Consider the following 7952-nt stretch of genomic DNA (forward strand, 5'->3'; position numbering starts at 1 on the left):
GACAGAATTGCTATCGGCTTGCCGACGTTCTCAATCTCCAGCGTCTTTACGCAAAGGGCGTGCTCCGCCGCGTGAGCGCAGCTCTACATCCGATTCAATGAGTATCTTGTAAATAAACCCGAATGAGCGCCCCGTAACCTCACATATATCCCGAATGCTCACGTCGGGGTTGCTCACATAGACGGCACTGACGCTCACGCGGAAGCTTTCACGTTCCTTCCCGAGAAGTATCTTCCTTCGCGGCACACGAGGGAGGTCTTCCAACTTGGCAGTCATGGCTAAATTCCTAAAAAGGCTTGTGCTTAATGATGGTCACCGAAGAGGCTCCGGCTGCGATAGTGATGGATGAGCAGCTGAGGCCAGGCTCTGAGAGCCGAGGGTGAACTGCCTATGAGTAGCTGACCGGACTAGTCCCGTCCGGAGATCACCCTGAACTCCTGATAGTCGAGGGATTGGATACTTCATTCCGTGTCGGTCCGAGCAGGCCGAGCTCCCAGCCACGGCGAATAAGATGCACCGTGGTTCTGGCGTCCACCAGCGCCATCAGTGCACGCATATCCCCACGCACGCGGTCCACACGCGCCCCAGCGTTCGCAGCGATCCATTCCAGATCCTGGCCACCCGCCAAGCCGCGGAGAACCTCGTGCTGCCCCGTACTGAGCACGAGGTCCACACCGTCGTCTGTGTGCTCGGGCGGGGAGATTGCCCCCAGCAGGTAGGCCCGGTGTACGGCACCCGGCCGTTCCGGTGATTGGAGCTTGGCCGAGGCGTACCGCAGGCAGTCGTTCACCCTGGAGGTACACACACCCATCTCCGCGGCCGCTTCTGCCGGCGTCATACCGCTCGCCGTGAGCTGGAGGGCTTCGCGCTCGCGAGCGGACAGCCTCAAGCGGCCCGGCGATGGGCGCGGTTGGCTGGTCACCGTGATCCTTCCCGTTTCGATACCTAGTTGGTGGGATGGCACAGGGATGGACCGCTCAGGCGGCGGTGCTTTCCCTCAGGTCTTCAAGGTCCACGGCAGTGCAGCCGTGGAGCGCGACGACTTCTCGGCAGGCGAGTGTCCAACGAAGCCGCGGGTCGCCGTAGGCCACGAGCGTGAACCGCTCGCCGTGCTCGCCGGGCACCGGCCGGAGGGTCGCGGGTGCGTACACATCGCCAGCTACACCCCAGGCCGTGACCTCCTCCACCCACACCGCCACGCACTCCCTCCGCGCCGAGGGACAGCCCCATGCCTCGACGGCACAGCCATCGCATGCAGGTGGCGTGGTGGTCCTCTCCCCATCTGTGATCGGCCTGCCGGTCCCCGCGGGCAGCAAGAACAGATGCCGCCCATCGGGTCGGTCATCGGTGGGCCGGCCGCAGTACCGGCACAGCATGTGGTTCATCGCCTGCCGCTGGCGCAGGGCGTGCACACGGTCGAGTAGTGGTGCGCCAGCCCCAGGCTCGACCGGCACCCTGATCCACAGTGCGCCCCGCCGACGGTCGGCGATGCCGTATTCGTCCGCGTAGCCGATCCCGATACCGTCGCGGCCATGTCGCGTCGTGATCGCGGCCGGGGGCGCGTTTTCTCCTGTCCAGGGGGCGATGTAGGGCACGCGCATGGTGCCCGCGAAGTGCTGACGCGGTCGTGGACGCCGAAGGACAGCACTGGAGTAGTCCGGCAGCATCCCGCCGACGGGGGAAAGGTGCTGGTCCCGACGCATGTTCAATCCTTCCGGAATGTGCTTTGCGAGTAGAGCCCCTCTTCGGCGGCCTTGTGACTCCGCGGGGGAACGGGAAGAAGGTGCCGAAGAGGGAGTAGAGGGTTCACGTCACGCCTGGTTTTGCCGCCGCCCCTCCCTTCCTGGCAGTTGGAGCAGGGGCGGCGGCCCTCACCAGACGTGCGTCTGGTTGACACGGTCGGGAAGCGGCACCGACGTGCCAGGCCATGGGGGATACCAGCCCACCTTGCCGAATACCTCCCGGCATATGTCGGGCAGCTCTGCGAAGCACAAGGGTCTGCCGCGCTTGACCAGCCCAACTGCTCCCGTTTCCAGGGGTTTCCTGGTTGCCGCCATCACGGCCTGGCCCCCGTCTCGCCGAGACCGTAGAAACGCAGTCCCTCGCCAAGGTAGGAGTGAAGGAGACGGGCGCTGGGCAGTTCCAGCGGGGCCCGTTCGGTGAGGTGCCAAGGCGGAGTGTCCCAGCGGGCCCCGATGGTCGGCGGCAGGATGATCCGCGCATCCCGGCCGACCTTGACCTGGACGTTGGGGAGCGTGGAGGCATACGGTCCGGTGCCGCGCGCGGTCAAGAAGGTGCCCGTGTCACCGTGCAGGAGGCAGGGCACGGCCTTCCCCTTCCTGTCGAGTCTGACGAGTGCATCCGTGGCGGCTATGCGCGGGACGGAGACCGCGTCGAACTCGTCGCAGGCAGTCAGCACGACGGTGCTGGGATCGTGTACGAAGTGGGCTTCTACTTCGCCTGGCCGCATCAGCTCTGTGCCGATGAATAAGGGCCACCTGAGCAGGTCCGCGTATGCGTACATGAGGGCAGAGCGGTCGCGGGCCCTTGGAGGCCACGCAGAAGTCGTCATCATCGAGCCCCCCAAGGGCTGCGCAGTACCGTCCGGCCACCGGCGTGGCGGCATGTCGGTTTCTGTTCATCGAGCGTGGCACGGGCTTCAGCAAGGCAGCGGGCGAGCGGGACTGGGCTGGTCAGATGTGGGGGGAACCTGTCCGGGACTTCCGGGGCCCTCAGCCACATGGACGTCGAGGAAGCCCCAGGCTCCGGTGCGGGTACCTGAAGGGCGTGTCCCCGTCCCAGGCATATAGGGCGACGTGTCCGCTCCGGCCACTGGGTGGCAGCGACCAGCTCACGCCACCGAGCATCGGTGCCGCGCGGAACGAACACCGCCGCAGCGCTCAGTGGAGGGAAGGCGACGGCCGGACCCAGAGGTTGCTCATACTCCGCGAGGAGTCGGAAGGCTGCCCCAACGAGTTCCTGGCTGCCAAGGATCACGTCGAAGACGACCCCGCAGCGAAGCCGTCGGGGAAGCGTCGGGTTGAGGCGCCATAGGTCCGCGGCGAGGTCTGGTTGAGGCGCTGCCTTGGCGAGCCAGGCGCTGAGCATGTCGGCCCCGATCGGTGGCATCGCCATCGGTGTCGCCATCATGCACTCCCGGTCTCTACCGCTTGTTGCCAGCACGCACTGTGCGTGCTGGGCGGGTCACCTAGTGCAGCGAACATTGGCGGCTATGACCAGGTCTTTTAACCGGAATCTTCGCCGCCCTTGACCCGCCCTCGGCCCGCCCTTTCCCCGCCCTTTCCCCGCCCTTTCCCCGCCCTTCTGCCCCTTGGCAGGCCGATTGCCGGAGGACAACTCCCCCTGCGCGTCAGGCAAGCACTACGGTGAGGCACAGGAAAGCGACCGTGAGAGGCATCCATGGCCGAGTCAACGCCAGCCAGCAGCCCACTGAAGCGACTGCGCGTGGCGGCAAACCTCACTCAGAAGGAGATCGTCGGCAAGCTGGCGGAGTGTGCAGCCCGTATGCATGCGGACGGCAAGCTCGACACGCTCGTGGAGGTCAGCGTCCGGCAGTACAGCAAGTGGGAGGGTAAAAATCCTCCGTGGCCACATCCCCCCGCGCGAAAGGTCCTTGAGGAGTACTTTCAACGACCAGTGGACACCCTCGGGTTCACCCCAGGTCATGACGTGCAGCAGCCGGACCTCGCGGTGGTGCCTGCACTCCCTCCTACACCCGTGGTCGAGGTTCCCTCGCCACGTCCGGTCGCCGCCCCCGGGGGCCCCACTGTCGGGCAGAGTCTTCCGTGGCTCACGCCCCCAGGTACTGGCCCGGCCCATGCGATGGAGTGGCGTATTGAGGAGGCCGAAGTTGAATTTCTTCGTGAGTCTGCCAACGATTTGGATGCAACAGACCAGCGGTTTGGGGCCAATCGGCTGTGGCGCCCGACACGGGCTCATCTCATGTGGGTTCATCAGATGATTGACCGTGGCATTTATGACGACGCACTTGGCCGACAGCTCCACGGCCTCGCTGGCATGTTCACCACGAGCCTCGGTTGGTTCTCTTATGACGCCGGCCTGCAAGCTGAAGCCCGGTATTACTTCTCCGAGGCACTGAATACTGCCAACTTCACCGGCGATGACAAACTAGCGAGCCGCACCCTCAGCAACATGGCACGACAAGCCGTTGACCTCAATAAGGGTAGGGAGGCCGTACGTTTCTCCCGGCTTGCGCAGGCCCACGCGAAGGAATGGGCTGCGCCTCCTCGCGTCGCGGCTCTCCTAGCTATCAGGGAAGCGCAAGGTCACGCCACTCTGGGTGACGCCATCTCCTGCGAGAAGAGCATCCGGGACGCCTGGCAGGCATGGGAGCGCGGGCGCGACGACCGCGATCCGGACTGGACGACCTTCCTTAACGAGGCCGAAATGGTCTGCCTTGAAGGCATGTGCCGCCTTGATCTTGGTCAGGGTGCTCGCGCACAAAAACTCCTCGCGCGATCAGAGAAATTACAAGACATCGAGCACTCCCGAAACCGGGGCATGTGCCTCGGGCGGCTCTCTGCCGCTGCACTGGAGAACGGTGACCTGAACCACAGCGTGGACGCCGCCACAGAATCCTTGCGCCTGATCGAGAGCGGAATGTCCTCGACACGTACTGCCCAGCAGTTGAGGATCGTCCATCGAGGGCTGGCCCCGCACCATCGCAGCCGAGAGGTACGGGACCTGTTGGAGCAGATCAGCGAGTGCATCGCCTGATCTCCAAAAAGAAGGGAAGTCGTTCAGCGTGGATGTGCATTTCCAGCGGCATGATGGGCCGTCGGCCAAGGGCATCGCAGATGAGCTGATCAGCGTGTATGCCAGGGTGTACGACAAGCCCCCGTATGTCGGTGACCCGTTCTTCTCGGTCGACATGTTCCGCGACCGCCTTGTGGCCGCCTTCGGCTCCGAAGGGTTCGAGACAGTGACCGCCTGGCAAGACGGACAGATCGTCGGATACGTGCACGGCGCCACACTGCCGGCTGATAAGCCATGGTGGCTCTCCCTCGGTGATCAAAGGCCGGAGAAGCTACGGAAGCTCGCCGATGACCGCCAAGTCTTCTGGTTGCGCGAGCTGATGGTCCTTCCCGAGTGCCAGAGCCGCGGCCTTGGACGGCAGATCCACGACACGGTCATTGCTGGGCGGGCGGAGAGCGCCACGACACTGACGTGCATCATCGGCAACCAGCCAGCCCACGATGCGTACCTACGCTGGGGCTACAGCATCATGGGACAGATCAAGCACGCACCGGAAAGCCCCGTCTACGATGCGATGTTCCTCCCCTCGAACTGATCAAGAAAGACGCACGCTATGCGCCATTGTGTCACCACCGAGAGCCAGGCCCCGCTGACAACCAGTCACCGGCACCGTCTAGCCGCTCGCCCTGATGTCCTGTTTGTGTACGGGACGCTGCAATTCCCTACGGTCCTGGAAGGCTTGATCGGCCGAATACCGGTTGGTAAGCCCACAACGGCCCCGGGATGGAGAGCCGCGGCTCTCGAACACCGCGTCTACCCCGGTCTTGTCCCAGCCCCCGGGCAGACTGCGACCGGGCTTCTCCTGGAAGACCTGAGCGAAGCCGAATGGAAGATCCTCGACGACTTCGAGGATGCCCGATATGACCTCCGGCGAATCTCACTCGCTGAGGAGTCCACGGGCTGGGCATACATCTGGCCAGGCGAGGAAGTACTTCCTCACGATTGGCGAGCGGACCACTTCGCAGCACGTCACCTCTCGGCCTACACGGCGCGTTTCAAGGCCAGTACCGTGCAGCGGGATTCGCCAGCCTGTTGATCAGCCGCAACTCGGGCCTCTCGCAGATGGGAGGCCCGAGCCACAGCTCGGCGGCGTGTGCTGTGGCTCTGGTAACCCCCGGAATGCCCTTGAACGCATTGGGGCCCGGGAAGGGATCCGTGCACATCCCGAATTCGGCGACGACCGCATCGCGGTGACAGGCTGGCGTCACACGCCCGGTAGGAGAGTCCGTCGTGGGTGTCGAGCACGATGGAGCAGTGGTTATAGACATCGGTGACGCGCTTGTGGCAGTCCGCGGTTCTCGGTGAAGAACTCGCGTTCCCAGACCCAGGTCTCCCGGACTGGGAACTGGACGGTGGAATTCCGATGCCCCTGGTTGGACCAGTCCGGGGGTGCCAGGCGAGGGGCTGCTGGCCGCCATCTCCCGGTAGCCCGAGGGGATGACACGTTGGCGCTGGCAGGACTGCTATGAGGGCATCAGCTCGAACGATTCAGTGGACAACCTGACGCCGCTGATGGAGAAATACGTGACCGGCGACACCCTATGTCCGGAAACCCTAAGGAACTTAAGGTCGGTGTGAGCGCCGCACCTGCCCCTTCCAACATCTATCAGCTTGCGGTCCAAATGGAGGGTTGATGATCCATCGCCTGATGTCTGCTCGGCTCGGCCCCGGACGTGGCTCGTTACGGCGGGCGAGGACGCGGAACCGTGCTGCACGAGGTGCTGGGGCGGCCGCGGTCGCTGTCGCGTTCGGCTTCGTGTCCGGTTGTGACTCCTCCAGCGCGGGGGCCAAGGGCAACCCTTCCCCCAGCTGGACCACCTCCGAAGCAGCGAGGGTCCGTCTCCCCGCCCCGAACGGTTTTGATACATCCGCTGGGTGGAGTGTCGAGGCCAGTCCAGAGGCGCAGGACATGACGGCAGGGTCGAGTGGGTTTCCCTTGGTTGCCATCGCCCCTCGCAGCAGACTCGTGATCCAGACGACCGCTGACGGCTCCCGTGTCCAGGCATACTCATTGGACACGGGAAAGGTCGCCTGGACCTTCACGCCAAAGGCCCTGGCCAGTGCACGCACCGGCGTTTTCGTCCAGTCGGCGGGCGGGTCCGAGCGCGTTCTACTGGCGCGCCAAGGCAAGACCGGTGATGAAGGACTGGGCAAGGCATCCAAGGCCATCAGCATCGACATCCTGTCGGCCGACTCTCCCGCCAAGGCGCCTGCCACGCATCACCTGGACCTGTTGGCGCCGCAGGACGCCTCCGCGTCATTCGTGGCCACGGACACCGGTTTTCTGATCGGGTCTGACGACAACGGTGTGAGCAGTCAGGCCACCGTCATCGACTCCGCCACCGGAAGGCAGCGAACGGTCAAGGCGTCCATGGCGAGGATCCGAGACTGTGAGAGCGGTACGTGCACCGCTGAAGCGTCTCCGGCGTTCGCCACCTCCGTCGGTGTCGTGTCCGCCTTCCAGCAGACCTCCGGCTGTGACCAGTGGGGAAACGGTGGTACTGCGTGCACCACGGGCTTCCGCACCGGTGATTCCTGGACGAGCACCGCGGTCGCTCCCGCAGGCATGAACACTGGCATTCCTCTCGCTGCCACGGGCCAGTACCTCATCGCCGCCTGGCACAAGAACCATACGCAGACCGATCAGCCTGCACTCGCGGAGGACCAGAAGACGCTTTTCGCGGTCCACGACCTCAGTGACGGACGCGTTCTCGCTTCGGTCCCGTGCACCTCGGCTGACTCGCTAACGCTCCAGCCGGGCGCTGCGCAGACCTCCACTCTCCTCGGCCCGGGCGGCAGGTTCCTCGTCTCTGGCCAGGTCGGCTTTGACCTCAAGAAGCGTAAAGGCCGCTGCTACACCAGCACGTCCAACAGCAAGGGCATTGATCTGAGCGCTATCGGTGGCGACGGCACCGCATACGGCGTCGTCCACACCAGCGACGGAACGGACGCCACCGGCCTGTACGGACGGCTGCCGATCGTCGCGGACGGAGCCAACATCCCTCGGCGTGACACCGCGCGGGTCGACCTCAGCGACGGCAAGGCTACGGCCCTGCCTTCTGCGGCCGTGGTCCCCATGTACCTCGCCGCCGATGGACACGGGGTCTTCCGCACCCGCGACGTACTCGCGGTCTACCCCCGCGGCTGAAGCCGAA

7 protein-coding genes are annotated in these 7952 nt (G+C 64.7%); 4 read left to right on the forward strand and 3 right to left on the reverse strand.

Going from position 1 to position 7952, the window contains the following annotated elements:
• Positions 1 to 30: 30 nt before the first annotated feature.
• From ACT2CW_RS17995 to ACT2CW_RS18005, 3 genes are all read right to left on the reverse strand, one after another.
• Positions 31 to 276, reverse strand: coding sequence for a helix-turn-helix domain-containing protein (locus tag ACT2CW_RS17995; RefSeq protein ID WP_445517301.1), 246 nt, complete (start codon positions 274 to 276; stop codon positions 31 to 33).
• A 701-nt stretch (positions 277 to 977) separates the two neighbouring features.
• Positions 978 to 1601 carry a hypothetical protein gene (locus tag ACT2CW_RS18000; RefSeq protein ID WP_445517302.1) on the reverse strand — a complete coding sequence of 208 codons (624 nt, stop codon included), beginning with the start codon at positions 1599 to 1601 and terminating at the stop codon, positions 978 to 980.
• A 455-nt stretch (positions 1602 to 2056) separates the two neighbouring features.
• Entirely contained in the window at positions 2057 to 2419 is a 363-nt protein-coding gene (locus ACT2CW_RS18005) for a hypothetical protein (RefSeq protein WP_445517303.1), read from the reverse strand.
• Positions 2420 to 3420: 1001 nt separating this feature from the next.
• On the opposite strand from ACT2CW_RS18005, the gene ACT2CW_RS18010 reads away from it, so the two are divergent.
• From ACT2CW_RS18010 to ACT2CW_RS18025, 4 genes are all read left to right on the forward strand, one after another.
• Positions 3421 to 4758 carry a hypothetical protein gene (locus tag ACT2CW_RS18010; RefSeq protein WP_385205995.1) on the forward strand — a complete coding sequence of 446 codons (1338 nt, stop codon included), beginning with the start codon at positions 3421 to 3423 and terminating at the stop codon, positions 4756 to 4758.
• A 28-nt stretch (positions 4759 to 4786) separates the two neighbouring features.
• Positions 4787 to 5332: a GNAT family N-acetyltransferase gene (locus tag ACT2CW_RS18015; RefSeq protein WP_445517304.1), complete on the forward strand. Its 546-nt coding sequence runs from the start codon at positions 4787 to 4789 to the stop codon at positions 5330 to 5332.
• A gap of 18 nt (positions 5333 to 5350) precedes the next feature.
• Positions 5351 to 5833, forward strand: coding sequence for a gamma-glutamylcyclotransferase family protein (locus ACT2CW_RS18020; RefSeq protein ID WP_445517305.1), 483 nt, complete (start codon positions 5351 to 5353; stop codon positions 5831 to 5833).
• Positions 5834 to 6763: 930 nt separating this feature from the next.
• A complete protein-coding gene (locus tag ACT2CW_RS18025; protein WP_445517306.1) occupies positions 6764 to 7945 on the forward strand; it encodes a hypothetical protein in 1182 nt (393 codons plus the stop codon).
• Positions 7946 to 7952 lie beyond the last annotated feature (7 nt).

The organism is Streptomyces sp. NEAU-174 (assembly GCF_052665095.1).

Excerpts from the sequence above, each read along its gene's own strand:
- ACT2CW_RS18020 (WP_445517305.1), top strand. The coding sequence starts at position 5,351 with ATGCGCCATTGTGTCACCACCGAGAGCCAGGCCCCGCTGACAACCAGT.
- ACT2CW_RS18010 (WP_385205995.1), top strand. The coding sequence starts at position 3,421 with ATGGCCGAGTCAACGCCAGCCAGCAGCCCACTGAAGCGACTGCGCGTG.
- ACT2CW_RS18000 (WP_445517302.1), bottom strand. The coding sequence starts at position 1,601 with ATGCGCGTGCCCTACATCGCCCCCTGGACAGGAGAAAACGCGCCCCCG.
- ACT2CW_RS17995 (WP_445517301.1), bottom strand. The coding sequence starts at position 276 with ATGACTGCCAAGTTGGAAGACCTCCCTCGTGTGCCGCGAAGGAAGATA.